Origin of the sequence: Serratia sp. CY83965 (assembly GCF_052166375.1) — a bacterium.
Classification (GTDB): Bacteria; Pseudomonadota; Gammaproteobacteria; order Enterobacterales; family Enterobacteriaceae; genus Serratia; species Serratia marcescens.
The window spans coordinates 1-18,118 of record NZ_JBJNOV010000004.1 but is presented as its reverse complement, the minus strand read 5'-3'; the positions used below and the strand labels follow the sequence as shown (position 1 = coordinate 18,118).

Genomic DNA, 18,118 nt, shown 5'->3' with positions numbered 1-18,118 from the left:
TCAAAACGACAACTCAATGCCCCTAAAGCGTTAAAGAATAAAAAGTCTCAAGGCGGGAAATGCCTTGCCTTTCGCGCCGGCATTTTCACGCGTTGGCAGCGATGGGATGGTGATCCAATGTGGATTTTAAAGTCAAAGGAAAACATATGATTAGAACATCGTTTGGTAAGAGAGCCGCAATAATCACGTTCTTTTGCTTGCTGGTTTTTTCTGGCGTCGCGTTAACCGTGGGGGGAGTTTGGCTTATCGCCCTCGGCGGATCGTTCTACTATGCCATTACCGGGATAGGCTACATCGCCGCCGCAGTGCTGGTCCTCAAACGCAGCAAATCAGCTTGTTACTTAACCGGCCTGCTGTTTTTGATGACGGTGCCGTGGGCGCTTTGGGAGTCGGGGCTTAACTACTGGGCATTGTTCCCTCGCCTGCTGGTGCCCGCCGGCCTCTCTATTATCGCCGCGTTTTTACTTCCCTCGTACCTGCACAGCGCCAAGAGTCAAAAGCAGGCTTACATCGCCGGTTCGGTATTATCCGTGGCATTTGTCGCTTTCTTTATCGGCGCCTTCTTTCCCCATGGCGAAATTACCCCTTCTGGCGACGTGACGTTTATCGAGAGCAAAAGCGACAATGCGCCAGCCGATTGGAGCGCCTATGGCCGCACGACGGAAGGAACGCGCTACGCGCCGTTCAATCAGGTGAACCGTTCAACCGTCAAAGACCTGAAACTCGCCTGGGTTTATCGCACCGGCGATTTCCGGCCGGGCGTGGACCAAAATACCCCGCTCGCGATCGATGATTTGGTGTATAGCTGTACGCCCAACGGTCTTATCACCGCTATCGATGCCGATACGGGTAAAGCGCGCTGGAAATTTGACTCGCATTCCACCTCCCCCGTTTGGCAACGCTGCCGCGGGCTTGGCTACTACAAAAATGAGGATGTTGCGCCAGGCGCTCTGTGCGAGAAAGCGATCGTTCACACCACGATCGATGCCCGCCTCATTGCGCTGGATGCCAAAACGGGCCAGAAATGTCCCGCCTTCGGTCAAAACGGTGAGGTGAATCTCGGTCAGCATATGGGGGAAGTGAAACCGGGCTATTACTTCCAAACCTCGGCGCCGACCATCGCCAGAGGGAAGATTATCGTCGGTGGCTGGGTTATCGATAACGTGATGAAAGGCGAGCCTTCCGGCGTCATCAGGGCGTTCGACGCCAAAACCGGCGAGTTGGACTGGGCGTGGGACTTAGGCAACCCGGGCATCACCAAGGCTCCGCCGGCCGGAAGCACCTATACGCGCGGTACGCCGAATATGTGGAGCACCGCCGCCTATGACGACAAATTAGGCTTGTTGTATGCGCCGCTTGGCAATGCAACGCCCGACTATTACGGCATGAATCGCCCGGAAAATTCGGATGAGTACAACTCTGCCCTGGTCGCCATTGATATTGAAACAGGCCGTGAGCGCTGGAAGTTCCAAACCACGCATCACGACATTTGGGATTATGACCTCGCATCCCAACCCGCGCTGGTGGACGGTTTTGATGAGCAACATCGCCCGGTGCCCGCCCTTTTGCTCGGCACCAAACGGGGGCAGATTTTCTACCTGAACCGGGAGACCGGCAAACCGCTGGCGCAGGTTGAAGAGAAAGCCGTGCCGACCCAAGGCGCCGCAGAGGAAGAGCGCCTCTCGCCAACCCAGCCGTTCTCCGTCGGCATGCCGACCATTGGCGCCGAACGCCTGACCGAAGAAAAAATGTGGGGCACCACCCTGTTTGACCAGATGGCCTGCCGCATCCTGTTCAAACAGATGAATTACCAGGGCGACATGACCCCGATCGGCACCCGCCCAACGCTTGAGCAGCCCGGCAATTTAGGCGGACTCAACTGGGGGAGCATGTCGATTGATCCTGTGAACCATATGGCTTACATGAACGATGTGCGCATTCCGAACGTGTTTTGGTTAGTGGCGCGCGACAGCTATGAACGCGTCGCGAAACAGTACCCGCAAAAAGTGATCGATGGCCACGGGCCTTCCCCCATGATCGGCACGCCATACGGCATGATCACGTTGATGTGGATGTCGCCGCTCGAAGTGCCTTGCAACCAACCCCCTTACGGCACGATCACCGCCGTCGATTACAAAAACAAAAAGATCGCCTGGCAGATACCGGCCGGCACCGCCGAAAAAATGGGGCCGCTGGGCATCAGATCGCACCTGCCGATGCCGGTTGGCATGCCCACCTACGCGGGCACTATGACGACCGCCGGCGGCCTGGTCTTCTTCGCCGGCTTCCAGGACTATTATCTGCGCGCCTACGACAGCAGCACCGGCAAAGAAGTCTGGAAATATGCGCTGCCGGTCGGCGCGAGCGCGACGCCAATGAGCTACGTTTCGCCTAAAACCGGCAAGCAATACATCGTTATTGTGGTCGGCGGCGCCGCGCATTCGACAGAAACCGGCGATTACGTGATGGCGTTTGCGCTGCCTTAACCCGTTGCCCCGTTTGTCTGCGCCATCCCACAGGCAAGCGGGGCGAACCGGCCTTGCTCAACTGCGCTATCTTTATCGACAGCGGCCGCCATGGCCGCTGCTCAGCCTTGGCCGGCGAGCCCGCCTGACGCCGGCATGCAGAAAAACCGTTTGATAACGACGAGAAAAATTAAATCCACAAAAGGTTCACGATGGAAACATTCTTCACCATATTGATCTTATTGCTCACCGTCTCGTTGTCCGGCGTCGTGACGCGCATCTTGCCCTTCCAGATCCCGCTTCCGCTGATGCAAATCATCGTTGGCGCCGTGTTGGCCTGGCCGCAGTTTGGGTTGCATATCGACTTCAATCCCGAGCTTTTCTTGATGCTGTTTATTCCCCCGCTGCTGTTCGCCGACGGTTGGAAAACGCCGGCGCAAGAGTTCATCCATTACGGCAGAGAAATCCTTTGTCTGGCCCTGGTGCTGGTGATCATCACGGTCGTCGGGGTGGGTTATCTGATTCACTTCCTGCTCCCGTCAATCCCCCTCGCCGCCGCGTTCGCCCTGGCCGCCGTTCTGTCGCCAACGGACGCCGTGGCGCTGTCCGGCATCGTCGGTAAAGGACGCATGCCCAAACCCGTGATGAGCGTGATCGAAGGGGAGGCGTTGATGAACGACGCCTCCGGGTTGGTTTCCCTCAACTTCTCCATCGCTGTCGCGCTCGGCGCGATGGCGTTTACCCTGGAGAGTGCCTTTCTGACCTTTCTGCAGGTATCGATTGGTGGGGTGCTGTGCGGCATCATTATTGTTTTTCTCTATAATCAAATGGTTAAGTTCATCCATAAATGGATGTATAACGATTCCGCCACTCAGATTATTTTCTCGCTGTTACTGCCCTTTTCCTGCTACCTGATTGCGGAAAGAATCGGCGTATCCGGCATCCTGGCCGCCGTCAGCGCCGGCATGATGATTGGCCAATCCAAAGTGAATCGCAGCATGCCGCTGGTGCGTTTACGCACCAATAATATTTGGGAAATGCTCGAGTTCGTGTTTAACGGCATGGTGTTTATTCTGCTTGGGCTGCAGCTGCCGGGCATCTTGAACTTCACCGTGGCGCAAACCGGTATCGATCATTCCATCAGCCTGGAGACGCTGCTGGCTTACGTGGTGATCATCTATTTTAGTTTGATCGCCGTGCGTTTGATTTGGCTGTGGCTGATGAAGGTCGGCAGCGCGACCCTGATGCGCAAAGATCCGTTGTTATTTTCGAAATTCAGCACGCGCGATCTGTTCGTCGCCGCCTTTGCCGGGGTGCGAGGGGCGGTGACCCTGGCGGGCGTGCTGTCAATTCCGCTGTTTTTATTGGATGGTTCGCCATTCCCGGGCCGGTATCAACTGGTGTTTATCGCCTCGGGGGTCATCCTGCTGTCGATCGTCGTCGGCATCGTCACGCTGCCCTTCCTGTTGCGCGGCAATCTGCCGCCGGAAGAAGATCAGGAAGAGGCTTTCTCCGTTTCAGAAGCCTTGGCGAGCGCGGCGACCAAGGCCGTCAACGAAACCAAGGAAAAGCTGCTCGTCGCCCCGCCGGACGACGCCACGCCGGAGCTGATTGAAGAAACGACGCGGCGGATGCTGGACGTGCTGCAACGTAAAATTCTGACCAAAGAAGACGTTAAGAATATCGTGGCGCTGAAGCGGCTGGAAAAGCAGCTGTACTTAGCCTCGTTGCACGCGGAAAGAGAAGAGCTGTACCGGCTGCGCCGCATGAAGAAAATCAGCCATGAGAAACAGAGAAAGCTGCTGCATCGCATTGATATCACTGAGGTGCTGATCGCTGAAGACAGCGTTTAAACGAGGAGATGAAGGCGGTTCGCCCCCCGCCTTCGGCTATCTGTGGTACCACGCCTTGAAATACTTCAAAAAGCTGTAGGACACCGCGTAAACGCCGGTCACGGCCCCGACCCGGCCCGCTTTCCAGGCGCCGCTGAAAATGTACCACTTGAAAAATGCGCCGATGGCGCTAATCACCCCTCGGAGAATCGATGGCCTTATCGCCTTGTATTTCACCACGCGCGCCGTATAGCTGTTCAGCTTGGCAAACACTTCCTCGATTGAGAAAAAAGTGTCGTGTTTAACGTGCCCGGCCAGTATCAAGGTGGATGCGCCCCCTTCCGCCGCATCATCTACCGGCGCATCATTGAACTTCACCACCTGGCGATGAAAAAAGCGAATGGGGTAATCCGGTGACGAGACGGGATAAAGCGTTCTGACCGCCTGTCCCAACACAAACCAATCGCGACGAATGCGATAGGCGTTGTTTTTGTCAGGGCCTGGGGTGCGCTTGAAAAGCCGCATCGCGTCGACCGCTTCATCATCCATGATCTCATCGCTGTCCAGGCACAAAACCCAGTCATGCCGCGCGCAGGATATGGCGTAATTCATTTGCCGGCCATGGGTTTCAAACGGGTGATAAAGAGGCTTGATATTGAAGTCGTCGCAAATGGCCAACGTGCCGTCAGTACTGCCCGAATCCACCACGATGATTTCATCGGCGAACGCCGCCACAGGTTGCAACACGTCACGCAGCAAGCGCGATGAATTAAACGTCAATAAACACACGGAAATCCGGTTACAAAAATCCATTTTACATTCCACGACACTGAAAAAATGCAGTCCATGCCAAAACGGCGGGCGCGCCGTGCAAAAGCGCGATCCCAAAGCGCTTCTCCTGCCCAGAGCGCCTCTTCGATTAAGTATTTAGAATATTGGCTGCCCTGTCATGCCCTGGATGATGGCATCTGACTATTTCATCAATTTCAATGAAATCAAATAGAAAGGCGAATTAAACACGGGCGTTCACCGCACCGGCTCACGCGCTGGCGGGCGCCGAGCGCGAGCGCGGCGCTTGGCGGCGTCTTGGTTTTGTTATAACGTATCAAAAAACAAGTAAAGGGAAGACGACGATGAAAATCCAGCTGTCGCTGTTGTTTCTCAGCCTGCTGGCCGGCAAGGCCGCAGCGTTTCAGTCGAAAGTGCCCGAACCGCGCCCGGAGCAGGCGCGGGCGGCGGAACAAAACATCGAGAATCTGTTTTACGGCTTTCACGCCATGGACGCCCAGCCGGTGAGCATCGGCAGTTGCGCGGCGGTGCCGGTAGCGGGATGCCAATGCGCGTTCTGCACCCAGCTGCGGCAGGCCGGGCGCTGAGCCGCCCCCCTCATTCAACCAGCTCATATTGCACGTTCAACTGCCCTTTCTTCATCTTTAGGCCGGTAATCGCGATCGCGCCCACCTCGCCCAGCGCGGCGACATGGGTGCCGCCACAGCCGTAGGCGGGCAACTCGCCGAAACCGACCTGGCGCAAACCGTCCACCGCCTGCTGGCGGCGCGGCAGATCGGCGGCGATCAAGCGCGCCAGCTCCGCCTGCAAAAAATCCGCTTCTATCGTCTGCGCATCCGGCCCCGGCGCGAAAGTGATGCGCCCTTCACCCGGCCAATGATGCGCCTTGACCGGCCGCCAGCCCCGGGTTTCGCCCAACCAACCGATCAGATGCCCAGCGGAGTGCCAGCGGGCGTGCAGCCGGCGCTGCGCTTCATCGATTTGCATCGTAACCGGCCCGTTCGGCAGCGGCGCGGCGGTAAAGTGCACCACGGTATCCCCCTGCTGCTGCACCCGCAGCACGGTGACGCCGCCTAACGACCCCACATCGGACGGCTGGCCGCCGCCCTGCGGGTGGAACAGCGTGGCGTCCAGCTCCACGGCGTAAGCGCCCGCCTCGGCCGGCGCACAGCTCAACACCTGCGCCTGGCCCTGTAAATCGTCGCTGTAGTAATAACGTCGTTCGGTCATCATTTTTCTCCTCGGTTCGAAGAGCCATTATATTCATGTCATAATCGGAGCATAATCCGCCGCCATCACAATGGACCTTTGCGTCATGAGCACAAATCTTTCTTACGCGCTGTTGACCGAAATGGCCGTTTTCGTTCAGGTGGTAGAGAGCGGCAGTTTTTCCGCCGCCGCCCGCAAGCTGGGCGCTTCGCCTTCCGCCGTCAGCCGCAGCGTGGCGAAGCTCGAGCAGGCGCTGGCGCTGCAGCTGCTGCACCGCACCACCCGCAAACTGCGGCTGAGCGAAAGCGGCGAAGAGGCGTTTGCGCACTGCCGCACCCTGCTGGCGGCGGCCGACGCGGTCATGGCGATCGGCGGGCGCGGCGCCGCGGAGCCCGAAGGGCTGATCAGCGTCAGCGTACCCAAAGCGGTGGGCCGCTTCGTGCTGCATCCGCACATGCCGGAGTTCCTGCGCCGCTACCCGAAGGTGGACGTGAGGCTGCGGCTGGAAGATCGTTACATGGATTTGATCGACGATCGGGTCGATCTGGCGCTGCGCATTACCGATCGCCCGTCGCCCGGGTTGATCGGCCGCCAGTTGATGAGAATAGACCATCTGCTGTGCGCCACGCCGCACTACCTGGCGCAACACGGCACGCCGCTGCACCCGCACGATCTGGCGGCGCACAGCTGCATCTATCTGGGAGAAACGCCGAGCGACGCGCAATGGAAATTCCGCCGCAGCGGCAAAACGGTGACGGTCAGCGTGCGCGGCCGCTACGCCGCCAACCACACCGGCGTGCGGCTGGACGCGGTGAAACGGCATATCGGCATCGGCAGCCTGCCGTACTTTACCGCCCGCCAGGCGCTCGACGAGGGCGAGATCGTGCAGGTGTTGCCAGAATGGGATTTCCTCAGCAGCTATCACGGCGGCCTGTGGCTGCTCTATGCGCCCAACCAGTATCTGCCGCCCAAACTGCGGGTGTTTATCGACTATCTCGTCGCCTGCCTGGCGCAGGAGCCGCAGTTAAAGCGCCTTGCGTAGCGTGATGTTGATGCGGTGCGGCCCCACCAGCGAGTGATAGCCTTCCTTGACCGGCAGGATGCCGTGAAAACAGAGCCGCGATGGGCCGCCCCACACCACCACATCGCCGTGCGCCAGCGGAATGCGCCGCGCCCGGTCGCTGCGTTGCAGGCCGCCGAACTGAAACACCGCCGGCAGCCCGAGCGACACCGAGACGATCGGCGCGCCGAAGTCGTGTTCGTCTTTATCCTGATGCAGCGACAGCTTGCTGCCCGGATCGTAACGGTTCATCAGACAGGAATCCGGCACGAAGGGGCCGAAGCCCGCCTGCTGCGCAGCTTCGTCCGCCAGCGCCATCAGGATCGGCGGAATGGCCGGCCAGCGTTTGCCGCTGCGCGCGTCGCGTTCCGAATAGCGGTAGCCCCGGCTGTCGCTGGTCCAGCCGTTGCCGCACCAGCTCATCGCCACCGACATCACGTGCCCGCCGGGGGTGGTCAAATGCCGCCACGGCACCTGGGCCACCACGCCCTGCACCGCCGCCAGCAGTGCCGGCCCGTGATCGCGCACAAAGCCGTGCATCACCACCGCGCCGGGGGCGATCTCTTCGCGCCACGGCGGCGGCAGCGCGTCTTCAAAAAGATCGATTGTCATCGCCAAAGCCTGTATGAATACACAGTATCCATTGTAACCCGCCGCCGCCGATTGTCCAGCGCCCGGCGGCGCCATTGTCGTTGGCGGCAAATTTCTCTACAGTAGCCGCCATAAAATCAATCACTCACCAGGAATGCGTGTGATTAAGGGCATCACTCTTTCGGTCGTCGCCTCCATCTTGTTCGGCGCGATGTATTACTTCACCTCTACCCTCACCCCGCTGAACGGCGAACAGGTCTACGGCTGGCGCACGCTGCTGACGCTGCCGTTCCTGACGCTGTTCATGGCGCTGTCCGGCGATTGGCGCAAGGCGGGCGACACGCTGGTCGGGATCGGCCAACGGCCGCGGCGCCTGCTGGGTCTGCTGCTCACCTCGGCGCTGCTGGGGGTGCAGCTGTGGCTGTTCCTGTGGGCGCCGCTGCACGGCAAGGCGCTCGACGTATCGCTCGGTTATTTTCTGCTGCCGCTGACCATGGTGCTGGCGGGCCGTTTGATCTACCGCGATCGGCTGTCGCTGCTGCAAAAACTGGCGGTGGCGTGCGCCGTGGCGGGGGTGGGCAATGAGCTGTATCAGGCGGGCGGCGTATCGTGGCCGACGCTGGTGGTAGCGCTGGGGTATCCGCTCTACTTTATTTTGCGGCGGCGTTTCGGCACCGACAATCTCGGCGGGCTGTGGTGCGAGCTGGCGCTGATGCTGCCGGCGGCGGCCTGGTTCGCCTTCGGCGACGGCGGCGCGGCGGCGCTGCCGATCAATGCCGAGCTGTATTGGCGCATTCCGCTGCTCGGCGTCATCAGCGCCGTGGCATTGGTGTGTTACATCCTCGCCAGCCGCCTGCTGCCGTTCAGCCTGTTCGGCCTGCTGAGCTATGTGGAACCGGTGCTGCTGGTGATCGTCGCGCTGCTGCTCGGCGAAAGCATCGGCCAAAGCGAATGGCCGACCTATCTGGCGATCTGGCTGGCGGTGCTGCTGCTGGCGGCGGAAGGCGCGCGGCACCTGCTGCGCCGCCAGCGGGTCTGACTCAGGCGGCCAGCGTCGCGCCGCCGTCGATCACGATGTCCTGCATGGTGATGTGGCTGGCCAAGTCGGAGGCCAGGAACAACACCGCGTTGGCGATCTCGTCCGGGCGAGCGATTTTGCCCAGCGGGATCCCCAACTTGAACATCTCGGGGAAGCCGGCGATGGTGCGTTGCTGCGCATCATCGGTCTGCCACATGCCGCGCTGCATCGGCGTGTCGGTCGAGCCCGGCGACACCAGATTGCACCGCACGCCGAACGGCGCCATCTCCAGCCCCACGCAGTGGTTCAGGCTGGTCAACGCCGCCTTGGAGGCGCAGTAAGCCGCCATCTGCGCGCGCGGCACGTGCGCGGCGTTGGAGCCAATGCTGACGATCGCCCCGCTGCGCTGCGCCTTGAAGTGCGGCAGAACGGCGCGGAACAGGTAAAACGCCCCCGAGGCGTTGACGTTGATGCACTGGTGCCAGTCATCCACGCTCAGATCTTCGGTATTGCCCATGCGCAGAATGCCGGCGGCGTTGACCAACACGTCCAGTTGCGGGTTTTCCGCCAGCTGTTGGCGGCACACCGCCTCCACCTGCTCCGGCCGGCTGATGTCCAGCGTCACGCAAGGGTAAGGCAAATCCGGGTTGGCGAACTCGCGGTCAAACCCCACCACCTCGGCGCCCTGCGTCAAAAAATGCCGGGCGATCTGCTCGCCGATGCCGCGCGCCGCGCCGGTCACCCACACGCGTTTGCCGGTGAAATCCATCTGAATGCTCATGCGCGCACCGCCATCCGGGCGCACAGCCGGGTCATGTTGTTGTTCATCGTTGTCTCCTGCGAAAAGGATAGGATGCGGCGCGCGCTGCGCCGCAAAGTGGCCCTACAGCGCACCGCTGTTCAGGCCGAAAGCGTTGAGCATGGTGCCCAGTTTGGCGGCGGTTTCCAGCCACTCGGGCTGCGGCGTCGAGGCGGCGACAATCCCCGCGCCGGCGAACAGGCGCACCCGGTTGCCGCGCAGCAGGCCGCTGCGGATGACGATCGCCCACTCGCCGTCGCCGTTGGCGTCGCACCAGCCGACGATGCCGCTGAACAGGCCGCGATCGTGCGGCTCCAGATCGGCGATCAGCTGGCGGGCGCTCTCGGTCGGGAAACCGCACAGCGCCGGCGTCGGATGCAGCAGGCAGGCCAGCTGCATCACGTTGAGATTCGGGTTCAGCAGCTCGCCGCGAATGCGGGTGGACAAGTGCCACATGGTGCCGGTACTGAGCAGCGACGGGCCGCTGGGCACGCTCAGGCTGGCGCACAGCGGCGCCAGGTGCCGACGGATGTCGTCGATCACCAGCTTGTGTTCGTATTTGTCTTTGGTCGAGCGCATCAGGCGCTCGCTGCCGAGGCGATCCTGCTGCGGATCGTCCTGACGGCGCGCCGAGCCCGCCAGCGGGTTGGTGTGGATCTCGCCGCCCTGCTTGCGGATCAGCAGTTCCGGGCTGGCGCCGATCAACACGCCGCCATCGGCCAGCGGCAGGGAAAAGTGGTAACCGGTCGGGTTCTGCACCATCAGGTTATTGAGGATCTGGTGGCCCGCCACCGGCTGCTCCAGCTCGATGTCGAGGATGCGCGACAGCACCGCCTTGTCCAGCTTGCCTTGTTTAAAGCGGCTGACCGCTTCGGCCACCGCGTGCTTGAAGCGCGGCTCGTCCGGAATGCTGGTGCAGGCGGCCAGGCGATGCGGCTGTTGCAGCATCGGGCGCGCGGCGCGGGTAAAGCTATCGTTGGCGACAAACTCATAACTTTCAGGCACATATAGGCAGGAAGGCCGGCGCGTGTCGAACGGAATGGCGCCCACCACCACCGGCGTCTCCTGGCCGGCGGCGTTGGCTCGCGCCAGCGCCTGGCGAATATGCTGCGCCAGCGCGCTGCCTTCCTGCTCGCCGCCGAACGCCGGCGTCTCAATCCGTTCGGACACGCCGCTGGCGGAGAGGGAACGGAATTCGGACCGGTACAAAAAGGTCGATTGTTCGGCGTACGCAAACCCGGGGAAGGTTTGGTTTTCTGTCGTCAGTGTCGCCACAGACCACTCCTTTGTTGCGCCTCACCAATGATAATGTTTATGCGAATAATTATCATTAGCTGTAAAAGGAGGATAAATTACACCGATTCCCCACCGAGGGTCAATCTCCGATGAATGAATCTTTCCGCCCGCTGCGGCAAATCCACGTTACGGCGCAGCAAGAAATAACACACTGTTATTATTGTATTTTAGCAAAAAATAAAGGTCGTGACGTCGTCACCTTCACGCCAAAAATGCCCGCTGAACCGGCGGCCGGCGGGGCAATTTGGCGTCAAGGTCTTAAGCAACGCTAATACGAACGTCTGCCGCTGCGTATCCACGGCGACCATGCGCGCATCGAGAAAATCGAAGTAACAACGCACCTGCGGATAAAGCGCTTTGAACAGGCTCTCTTTGGCGGAAAACGTCAGCGTCAGCAGCTCGTTGAACGGCAGCGTTTCGCGCAGCAACGCCTCGCGCTCCCCCGCCGAAACGATCGCCCCCCACAGCTCCTCCGCTCGCACGTCGGAGAGCAGCGTCTCCACATCCAACCCAACGCCGCCCAGCCCGCTCTCGCGGTGTACGGCGCACAGCGCGGTATCCGAATTATGGCTCAGCGCCCCGGCGATGCCCGGCGGCCACTGCGGCGCGCGATCTTCGCCGCGCGCTAGGGTGAAGTCGGCGAAACCGAGCGGCGCCAGCAGCTGTCGCGCCAGCACACGCCCGGCCAGATACTCCGCACGGCGTTTCGGTACCGCGCGCGCCAGATGGTCCGGCAGCGCAAAGCCCGCCTCGGGAAAACTCTCGTCGCGATACTCCGCCAGCGCAAACTGGCAGCGCGCCACCTGGCCCGGATAGCCGTCCGGCGTGAAAAATTCGATATTGCGGATAAAAGTGGGCAACGGCGGTATCCATGATAAGCAGGCAGGCTGATGATGTTAGCCCCCGAAACCGCCTGCAACAATGACCCTGGGCAAAATAAATGACGTTAAGGCTCGTACGGCGGCACGTTAGCCGGGATGGGGAGAGGCCTCTCCCCCGCGGTCGGGAGAGAGGCTGGGCATTACAAGATGCCTTTCATGGTCTTTTCGAAATCGCTCCAGGCGCAGAAACCGTCTTTGTCGATCGGGCAGCCTTTCAGCGCCAGCGTCACGCGCTGCGGCGGGGTTTGCAGCGTCAGCGGCGTCGCCTTGCGCAGCTGTTCGGTGGACTGATAGACGTACTCAATCTTCAGCAATTCACGGCTGTTCTGCGCGTCGCGCCAGCGCTGGAACACCAGTTTGCCGCCTATCGGCGTTTTCTCGTACTGCTGCGGCAGCTGATACGGCTGGAACTGCATGGCCGACAGCAGCGAGGCGATATTGGAGTCGTGGCCGACCAGCACCGTCAGCTTCGGCGCGTCCGGTTTGCGCTCGCCGAGCAGCGCGTTGTTGATGTAGGTCAGCAGCGGTTTGGCGACGTTCTGCGCCACCACCGGCGAGGTGAACAGCGAATCCTGATAGCCGTCTTTCAACTGCGCCAGCTGCTTCCACTGCTGCGGGGTGACGATTTTGCCCCAGGCCACCTCTTTCATCGGGAAACCTTCGTAATACTGCAGCATAAAGGCGTCCACCAGTGAGTTGCCCACCCGCAGCGGGCCGGAGACGCCCGGCTCTTTGCCCGGCACTGCGCTCATCACGCTGGCTTCTTTGGTCAGGTCGCAGTGTTTGTCGGTCTTGCAGGCGGCGGAATCCTTGTAGTCGATGATCTTCGCCAGCTGTTGGTAAGAGGCGTCCAGCTTCAGCGAGCCCAGCGCGGCGTTCATCGCCGCCAGCGCCTGCTGGTTGAAGGCTTCGCTGGTATCGGTGATGATCGGGTTGAAGGTCGGATCCATCTCGCCCATCTTGTCCTGATGGTGCACGCTGACGTCGCAGCCGGGGAACGCGCCGTTGCTGAAGAACTGCGCGGTGGCCACCGTGCGCTGCAGGCTGTTGGCGTAGACGTACACGCTGCCGGCGGTCGGGCAGCCCTCTTGCGGCAACAGGCCGGTCTGCTTCAGCCAGGCGTTGAAATAGTGCCCCATATACACTTCCAGCACCCCGCCCTTGGTGGTCAACTGGCCGCCCGGCGTTTCCCAGGCCGGCCAGGCCTTCGGCGTGGACTGCGCCAGCACGCTGCCGTTGTTGGCCAGCGGCGCGCGCAGGTTATGGCGGCTCATCACCAGCACCTGTTCCAGTTGATAACCGCCGGCGTCCGCCAGCGCGTTCCCGGTGAATAACAAGGGCAGGCACAGCAATAACGTTTTTTTTCTCATCCGCAGAGGCTCCCGGAAAATGATTATTTTTAAGGTGTTAGCGTTTGCCTGCGTATGATGGCGGGGTTAGTGTGACAAGTGTGTGACAGGGTTCACGGGAAAAGATCGTACCAGCGGCCACCGGGCGGCGGCCGCTGTGCGTCAACTCAGTACCACAGGCTCATGATCGGCCAGCCGATCAGCAGCAGCGCGGCGATGTACACCACGCCGAGAATGCCGCCCAGGCGCCAGTAGTCTTTCGATTTCACATAGCCGCAGCCGTAGATGATCACCCCCGGCCCGGTGGCGTACGGCGTCAGCACGCCCATGATGCCGATCGACAGCACCAGCAGCATCGACAGCTGTTCCATCGGCACGCCCGGCAACCCCTTGCCGACCGCCAGGATCACCGGCAGCATGGTGGCGGTGTGCGCCGACAGGCTGGCGAACAGGTAGTGGGCGAAGTAGAACACCAGCACCAGCGCCACCACCGTCATGTTCGGCGAGAAGCCGTCCAGGTGGGTGCTCATGGTCTGGGCGAACCAGTCGATAAAGCCGGAGCGCGTCAGGCCGTTGGCCATCACCACCAGCGTCGCCAGGTTAACCAGCGTATTCCAGGCGCTGGAGTATTTGGTGATCTCTTTCCACGACACCACGTGCAGCGCCAGCATCAGCGACACCGCCAACAGGCACACCGCGGTGGCGTCCAGCACCTTGCCGCCGAATACCCACAGGCACAGGCTGAGCAGCACCAGGCCGATCAGGGTGTACTCCTTGCGCGTCAGCTTGCCCATTTCCCCCAGCGCGGTATCCGCCCAGGCGGCCACTTCGCTGCTGTGGGTCACGCCCGGTTTGTACAGGTAGTAGGAGATCAGCGGCGCGATGATCAGCAGCAGCAGGCCGACCGGCAGGAACGCCAGGAACCACTGCATCCAGCTGATGTGCACCCCGGCTATCTTGCCGACGAACTCGATGCCCAGCACGTTCGGCGCGGCGCCGGTGACGAACATCGAGGAGCTGATGCTGGTGCCGACCACCATCATCCACATCAGGTAGCCGCCGATGCGGCGCGAAGAGGGATCGTTAGGGAAGGAATCGAACAGCGGCGGCAGGTTTTTCACCACCGGGAACACCGTGCCGCCGGTGCGCGCGGTGTTGGACGGCGTGAATGGTGCCAGCAGAATATCGATGATCACCACCGCATAGCCCAGCGTCAGCGTGCGCTTGCCCATGAACTTCACCAGGAACAGCGCGATGCGCCGCCCCAGCCCGGTGGCCTCGTAGCCCAACGCGAAGATAAAGGCGCCGAACACCAGCCAGACGGTGGTGCTGGAGAAGCCCGCCAGCCCCCATTTCAGCGCCTCTTTACCGGCCTTGAAGCCCGGCTCCGCCAGTTCCTGCGCGCCGAACAGCACCCAGTTGGCGCTGAGCACGCTGACGGTCACCGCGATAAAGCTGATGGCGGTGGCCGGGATCGGCTCCAGAATCATGCCGACGATCATCGCCACGAAGATGGCGAAATAGTGCCACGCCTGCGGCGGCATGCCGTCGGGCACCGGTATCAATAACAGGATCGCGAGCACCGCCAGCGGCGCTATCGCTTTCCAGATCTTTTCCTGGGTTTGTGACATAGGGACTCTCCTGAAGGCTTGGTTATTATTCTTGGGCACCCAGCTGCGCCAGCAGCCAGGTCACTATCAACAAGTCGGCGCTGCCGCCGGGGCTGAGGTTGCGGGCAATGCAGTCGGCATCGAAGCGCCGCAGGCGCGCCAGGCCCGCTTCCCCCGCCGAGCCGCCCTGCGCCAGCAGCCAGGCCGCCCGGCACCGCAGCCAGCGCAGCCCGCGCAGGCCGCCGCGCGAGGCGACGTTGGTGTCATCGTTGTGGGCCATCAGCCACAGCAGGCTGTCCAGCAGCGCCCGCTGTTCGTCGCCGCCGGCGGCCAGCCGTTGCCGATACAGCGGCAGCGCGCCGTCAAGCACCAACCGAAAACCGGACTCCGCCTCGCCGCGCGCGCCGCTGAGGCCATACGCAGCGAACAAGCGCTGGCCGGCGGTCTGCCCGGCGTTGTTGCGCCGCAGCTCACGGTCCACCAGCCCCCGACACATCGCCGCTACCTCGCCGCACAGCGCCTCCGCGCCGATGTCACGGCTCTGCTGCTGCAGGCGGCCGAAGGCGGTGCACAGCAACCCGAGTGAGAACACGCTGCCCTTGTGGGTGTTAATGCCGCCGGTGGCGCGAAACATCTGGTTTTCGCAGGCCATGCCGAGCGGCCGCAGCCGCGCCAGCTGCTGCTCTGCCGGCAAAGCCGCGTCTTCCCGTCCGCGTTGGATAAAGCGCGGCAGCCACACGCCGATGGCGCGGGCGCTGCGGTAGAAGTGCCCGAGATCCATGTCGCGGTGGGCGCCGGTGTTATGACGATCCACCAGCCCCGGTTTGGGCGTGAGGTTGACCTCCACCAGCAGCGCGCGGAAAGCGGCGCGGGCGAAGTCGCAGGCCGGCTCGGTGCGACGGGCGGGTGGATTAATCGGCAGAGATCGCATCGTTGAACATCCTTTCCATTTCTTGCAGCAGCTGCTCGCTGCCATGCCGCCGCTGGCGGGCGCAGATCTTGGCCGGTTGGCCGCACAGCAGGCAGCGCCGTTCCGGCAGGCCGATGTCGCGGCGCGACAAAATGCGCCCCTGCGCATCCAGCACGTCGATATCCCACAGCCGGCCGATCGGGCGACTCACCTCTAGCTGCATGGCGCAATCTTTCACCCGCTGGGCGTCGGCGCGCAGCGCCACAAACCCTTCGCAGCCGGTGGAAAGCGCCAGCGCCTCGGCCTGCGGGCTGGGCCAGCCCTGCTCGGCGCACAGCCGCAGCAGCGCCGCCCACCCGAGGTTGAAGATGCCGCGCGTCAGCGCGCTGTCCTTCACCGGGCCGGGGACGACCAGCGTCAGCACCAGCAGCGTGCACTCGTGCTGCGCCAGCCACGCCTGCTGGCGCGCCTGGCGGCATTCGCGGCTGGTGAGCAGCTCCGGCAGGCTGACCGCGCGTTCGGCGGCCAGTTGGGGATCGACGGCGGCCATCGGTTACTCCGCCACCTGATGCACCACGTCGATCACCGAGCCGTCGCGGTAGCGCACCACCGCCACCACCTTGTCGGTAAAGGCGATCGGCTGCGGTTCGCCGGTCAGCTGCAGCGCGCGGGCGCGCAGCCAGTCGATGCTCACCACCTCGAGCCCGGCCTCCCGCAGGCGCTGCGCCAGCTCCGGCCGCGCCGGGTTGACGGCGATGCCGTGGTCGGTCACCAGAATGTCGATGCTGGAACCCGGCGTGACGCAGGTGGTCACCTGCTCCACCAGCGTCGGGATGCGCCCGCGCACCAGCGGCGCGACGATGATCGCCAGCCGCGCGGCGGCGGCGGTGTCGCAGTGGCCGCCGGACGCGCCGCGCAGCACGCCGTCGGAGCCGGTCAGCACGTTAACGTTGAAGCCGGTGTCGATTTCCAGCGCGCTCAGCACCACCACGTCGAGCCGATCGACCGACGCGCCCTTGGAGCTGAAGTTGGCGTACTGGTTGGCGCTGATTTCGATATGGCGCGGGTTGCGCGCCAGCGAGGTCGCCGCCGCCCGATCGAAGCTCTGCACGTCCAGCAGCTTGCCGATCAACCCTTTCTCGTGCAGATCCACCATGGTCGAGGTGATGCCGCCGAGGGCGAACGCGGCGCGAATGCCGCGGGCGCGCATCTTGTCCTCCAGGAAACGGGTCACCGCCAGCGAGGCGCCGCCGGTGCCGGTTTGCAGCGAAAACCCTTCGGTGAAGTAACCTGAACCGGCGATCACCTCGGCGGCGCGGCGGGCGATCAGCAGCTCGCGCGGGTTCGAGGTCATGCGCGTGGCGTCGGCGCCGATCTTGTCGGCGTCGCCCACCCGCTCCAGCTGCACGATCAGATCCACCCGATCCTGCGCCAGGCTGGCGGGATGATGCGGATACGGCACCAGCTGCTCGGTCAGCAGCACCACGGTGCCCGCCGCCTCGGCGTCCACCCGCGCATAGCCGAGCGAGCCGCAGCAGGCTTCACCGCTGTAGCCGTTGGCGTTGCCGAACTCATCGCAGGCCGGCACGCCGAGGAAGGCCACGTCTATCTTCAGCTCGCCGGATTCAATCAGGTTGACCCGGCCGCCGTGCGAGTGAATTTGCACCGGCTCCGCCAGCAGGCCGCGCGAAACGGCGTCCGCCAGCGGGCCGCGCAGCCCGGAGGTGTAAATGCGGCTCACCACGCCGTGGCGGATATGCTCAACCAACGGCGCATGGCAGTCGGTCAGCGAGCTGGAGGCCAGCGTCAGGTTGCGGAACCCCATCGCCGCCAGCGTCTCCATCACCTGATTGAGCGCCAGATCGCCGCCGCGAAACGCATGGTGGAAGGAGATGGTCATGCCGTCCTGCAGCCCGCTGCGGCGCACCGCTTCCTGCAAGGAGTCGCACAGCTTGAGATCGCGCGGTTTGCGCGCCTGCAGGTTGGCTTTGGACACGTCCTGATAGCCCGGCAGATCCGCCGGGTTGGCGAAGGTCATCAATCGTTGTTGGCGGTTCATCATGCTTCCTCCCCGTGCTGCGCCGGTTCTTCCCGTAAGCCGGACAGCGCGGCGCGCTCCAGCACCAGCCGGGCGCGTTCAATCACCGGGCTGTCGACCATTTTTCCGTTGAGCGACACCACGCCGCGCCCTTCCCGCTCCGCCGCCTCGGCGGCGTCCACCACCCGCTGCGCGTGCGCCACCTCTTTGGCGGTCGGCGCGTACAGGTTGTGCAGCAGCTCAATCTGGCGCGGGTTAATCAGCGATTTGC

Annotated in this window: 16 protein-coding genes and 1 pseudogene; 5 read left to right on the top strand and 12 right to left on the bottom strand. The window is 62.6% G+C overall.

Annotation, left to right across the window (positions count from 1 at the left end):
* Positions 1-119: 119 nt before the first annotated feature.
* The gene (locus ACJ8PL_RS10905) at positions 120-2,486 is read left to right on the top strand and encodes a membrane-bound PQQ-dependent dehydrogenase, glucose/quinate/shikimate family (RefSeq protein ID WP_442531155.1); all 2,367 of its coding nucleotides are present in this window, start codon (positions 120-122) and stop codon (positions 2,484-2,486) included.
* Positions 2,487-2,677: 191 nt separating this feature from the next.
* On the top strand, positions 2,678-4,318 hold the full coding sequence (locus ACJ8PL_RS10900) for a Na+/H+ antiporter (protein WP_016927100.1): 1,641 nt from the start codon (positions 2,678-2,680) through the stop codon (positions 4,316-4,318).
* A 36-nt stretch (positions 4,319-4,354) separates the two neighbouring features.
* On the opposite strand, the gene ACJ8PL_RS10895 is transcribed toward ACJ8PL_RS10900, so the two are convergent.
* Positions 4,355-5,110, bottom strand: a complete 756-nt coding sequence (locus tag ACJ8PL_RS10895) for a glycosyltransferase family 2 protein (RefSeq protein WP_016927099.1) — start codon at positions 5,108-5,110, stop codon at positions 4,355-4,357.
* A 320-nt stretch (positions 5,111-5,430) separates the two neighbouring features.
* Between ACJ8PL_RS10895 and ACJ8PL_RS10890 the strand changes: the two genes are divergently transcribed.
* Positions 5,431-5,673 (top strand): hypothetical protein, encoded by a 243-nt coding sequence (locus ACJ8PL_RS10890; protein WP_016927098.1) that lies wholly within the window; start codon positions 5,431-5,433, stop codon positions 5,671-5,673.
* A 10-nt stretch (positions 5,674-5,683) separates the two neighbouring features.
* On the opposite strand, the gene ACJ8PL_RS10885 is transcribed toward ACJ8PL_RS10890, so the two are convergent.
* Positions 5,684-6,316, bottom strand: coding sequence for an alanyl-tRNA editing protein (locus ACJ8PL_RS10885; RefSeq protein ID WP_306376866.1), 633 nt, complete (start codon positions 6,314-6,316; stop codon positions 5,684-5,686).
* Between the two features lie 85 nt (positions 6,317-6,401).
* Between ACJ8PL_RS10885 and ACJ8PL_RS10880 the strand changes: the two genes are divergently transcribed.
* Entirely contained in the window at positions 6,402-7,337 is a 936-nt protein-coding gene (locus ACJ8PL_RS10880) for a LysR family transcriptional regulator (RefSeq protein ID WP_305178185.1), read from the top strand.
* On the opposite strand, the gene alkB is transcribed toward ACJ8PL_RS10880, so the two are convergent.
* Positions 7,320-7,967: a DNA oxidative demethylase AlkB gene (alkB, locus tag ACJ8PL_RS10875; protein WP_016927095.1), complete on the bottom strand. Its 648-nt coding sequence runs from the start codon at positions 7,965-7,967 to the stop codon at positions 7,320-7,322. The two genes, ACJ8PL_RS10880 and alkB, sit on opposite strands and share 18 nt — an antisense overlap.
* Before the next feature lie 139 nt (positions 7,968-8,106).
* On the opposite strand from alkB, the gene rarD reads away from it, so the two are divergent.
* Entirely contained in the window at positions 8,107-8,985 is an 879-nt protein-coding gene (gene rarD, locus ACJ8PL_RS10870) for an EamA family transporter RarD (protein WP_305178179.1), read from the top strand.
* Position 8,986: 1 nt separating this feature from the next.
* Here rarD and dhbA read toward each other — a convergent pair whose 3' ends face one another.
* The 9 genes and pseudogenes from dhbA to ACJ8PL_RS10825 all read right to left on the bottom strand — a co-directional run.
* The gene (dhbA, locus tag ACJ8PL_RS10865) at positions 8,987-9,745 is read right to left on the bottom strand and encodes a 2,3-dihydro-2,3-dihydroxybenzoate dehydrogenase (protein ID WP_025303452.1); all 759 of its coding nucleotides are present in this window, start codon (positions 9,743-9,745) and stop codon (positions 8,987-8,989) included.
* A gap of 102 nt (positions 9,746-9,847) precedes the next feature.
* Positions 9,848-11,038: an isochorismate synthase gene (locus ACJ8PL_RS10860; RefSeq protein WP_442531154.1), complete on the bottom strand. Its 1,191-nt coding sequence runs from the start codon at positions 11,036-11,038 to the stop codon at positions 9,848-9,850.
* 188 nt (positions 11,039-11,226) lie between these two features.
* Positions 11,227-11,919, bottom strand: coding sequence for a 4'-phosphopantetheinyl transferase family protein (locus ACJ8PL_RS10855; RefSeq protein WP_016927091.1), 693 nt, complete (start codon positions 11,917-11,919; stop codon positions 11,227-11,229).
* A 161-nt stretch (positions 11,920-12,080) separates the two neighbouring features.
* Complete coding sequence (gene agp / locus ACJ8PL_RS10850) at positions 12,081-13,310, bottom strand: bifunctional glucose-1-phosphatase/inositol phosphatase (RefSeq protein ID WP_016927090.1); 1,230 nt, start codon at positions 13,308-13,310, stop codon at positions 12,081-12,083.
* A gap of 146 nt (positions 13,311-13,456) precedes the next feature.
* A complete protein-coding gene (locus ACJ8PL_RS10845; RefSeq protein ID WP_015378437.1) occupies positions 13,457-14,920 on the bottom strand; it encodes an anion permease in 1,464 nt (487 codons plus the stop codon).
* 25 nt (positions 14,921-14,945) lie between these two features.
* Positions 14,946-15,830, bottom strand: coding sequence for a triphosphoribosyl-dephospho-CoA synthase CitG (gene citG, locus ACJ8PL_RS10840; protein ID WP_016927088.1), 885 nt, complete (start codon positions 15,828-15,830; stop codon positions 14,946-14,948).
* Positions 15,811-16,359, bottom strand: a complete 549-nt coding sequence (gene citX / locus ACJ8PL_RS10835; protein ID WP_033639902.1) for a citrate lyase holo-[acyl-carrier protein] synthase — start codon at positions 16,357-16,359, stop codon at positions 15,811-15,813. Before citX ends, citG begins: the two co-directional genes overlap by 20 nt.
* A 3-nt stretch (positions 16,360-16,362) precedes the next feature.
* A complete protein-coding gene (citF, locus tag ACJ8PL_RS10830; protein WP_028130661.1) occupies positions 16,363-17,868 on the bottom strand; it encodes a citrate lyase subunit alpha in 1,506 nt (501 codons plus the stop codon).
* A pseudogene (locus tag ACJ8PL_RS10825) lies at positions 17,868-18,118 on the bottom strand (citrate lyase subunit beta); the annotation flags it as partial. The pseudogene ACJ8PL_RS10825 and the gene citF, both read right to left, overlap by 1 nt.